This is a genomic window from Stieleria tagensis, from assembly GCF_024129865.1.
In the GTDB taxonomy this organism is placed as follows: Bacteria; Planctomycetota; Planctomycetia; order Pirellulales; family Pirellulaceae; genus Stieleria; species Stieleria tagensis.
In genome coordinates this window covers 1-1736 of record NZ_JAMYFE010000175.1, presented here as the reverse complement: position 1 = coordinate 1736, position 1736 = coordinate 1, and the positions used below count along the sequence as shown (strand labels likewise).

The 1736-nt window shown below is 55.3% G+C and carries 2 protein-coding genes; one reads left to right on the top strand and one right to left on the bottom strand.

Annotated elements, in window-relative coordinates; all coding sequences use genetic code 11:
* The first annotated feature begins 742 nt into the window (after positions 1-742).
* A complete protein-coding gene (locus tag NHH03_RS27575) occupies positions 743-1117 on the top strand; it encodes a hypothetical protein (RefSeq protein WP_253161584.1) in 375 nt (124 codons plus the stop codon).
* A gap of 234 nt (positions 1118-1351) precedes the next feature.
* Here the strand turns inward: NHH03_RS27575 and NHH03_RS27570 are convergent.
* Positions 1352-1736, bottom strand: a 385-nt coding sequence (locus tag NHH03_RS27570; protein ID WP_253161583.1) for a tyrosine-type recombinase/integrase, incomplete at its 5' end; no start/stop codon positions are given.

Here is a 1736-nt window from a genome sequence, read left to right as displayed (position 1 = left end):
TCACAACCTATCTGGAATCACATCGTAGGTGTGTCTCCTGTCTACCCTCGCGCCGTGGGTCACACCATGGCGCGGGGGTGACTTCTATCAGCATCGGCAGGTTCTATGAGCGACGAAACGTTGTGGGTTGCACCAGGGCAAAGCCCGGCCCGCATCCAGCGATCGAGCAAACTAACAGCCGACCAACGTCAGTTGATGATTGACCGTGGGTTCAGTGAGTACTTGCCGGCCGACGATGAATCCCCTGACGATGACATAAGGGACGCACAGAGCGACCCAGCACAACCGCCGACCGATGAGGCGGACACGATACCCAAAGCGGCTACAGAGCCGCCCAGGAAGCCCAGACGCGGACGCAAGAAGGCAGGCGAGGGATGACACCCCCGGGGGTGCCTTTTTTCTGGGCAGGTCACGGCGGCGACCTATCGTTGGCCTTTTCTGTCGCCGCGTGCAGCAAAATGATTTTTCAAGGGCCGACCGAAAAGCCGTGAAATCCCACGTTATCGACCCTGACACGGCGTTCTTGGAAGCGAACCAGCTAGTAAACCGTGGATTGCCCGCCGATGATGCCTGTCGGCTGGTTGGTTTGCCCAGGCATCTATTCCGACATCGCACCAGCCGAAGATACACCGATTTCATTCCGACGCCAACGGACATTGAACGGGAGACGGCGCGGATGCGTGAGCAATGGAGCGATGAGCGGTTGTGTCGATGATCGAAGCACCTATCGAAGGTGTTAAGCGTGAGCGAGCGAACTGTCCGCAGTTGGCTTTCTCGCATCGACAAGGATGCAAAGGAGCACCGCAAACAGAAGATTTTTGACCTGTGGTTGGCGGGATACAGCCAATCAGAAATCGCCAGATTGGTTGGACTGTCACAGCCTGAGATCGCGAAAGTTATTCCAAATGGCAACATTGCCGAATTGAATAAAACTGACCAGAACGCGGCGAACCATGAGACCGACTTCGAAACGCCGATCTACAACATCTGGAAACAGCAAACCAAGTCCGAAGGCTCTACGCCGGCGAGCCATTTGGCATCGATGGCAAGATTTTTTCGGTATACCCTGCGACCGCTGGCAATCGTGACCGAAGGCCAAAGGTTATCTACCGATTAATACCGAACAACTCGATACCGCAATTGCTCGCAACCGCTTGTACCAAGCCGTTGCACTGCTGTACCATTGGAGATAGCAAGAAACAGGGTTTTTCAGCATGAAAGACCGATCTCAGAATTTGAACTACGGAACCGAAGGTTAGAGGTTCGAATCCTCTGGGGTGTACTTTCTTTTACGGGGTCAAACGACCCTCGTGACCAAGCCCACACCGCAAGTACTCGGTTTAGTACTCGGTCAGGCGTTGTTACCGGGATAATCCAGGTCATCGACCAGGTCCCACTCGTCGCTGCGGGGCTTCGCGTACTTCATTGTCAGCCTTGGGTCCGAGTGCCTCGCCAGACGCTGCACTTGCGCGACATTCCTGCCCGCATCGAAAAGGCCCAAAATGTAAGTGTTCCTCAGCGAGTGGAAGCACCGAGTCCCAGATTCGGTTCGCACTGGCAAGCCAGCCGCCACTAGGTCTCGCTTGATCATCTTGCTCGTCCGCTTAATCTCGAAGTCCGGGAATAGCTGCCCCTCCCGGTCAGCAATCCATAGCTTCAAATCTTCGACCATTTTGCGGTTCAGCGGCAGGACGGCAAGCTCTTTGTCCTTGGTGTTGTGCCGCCTGGATTCGAGC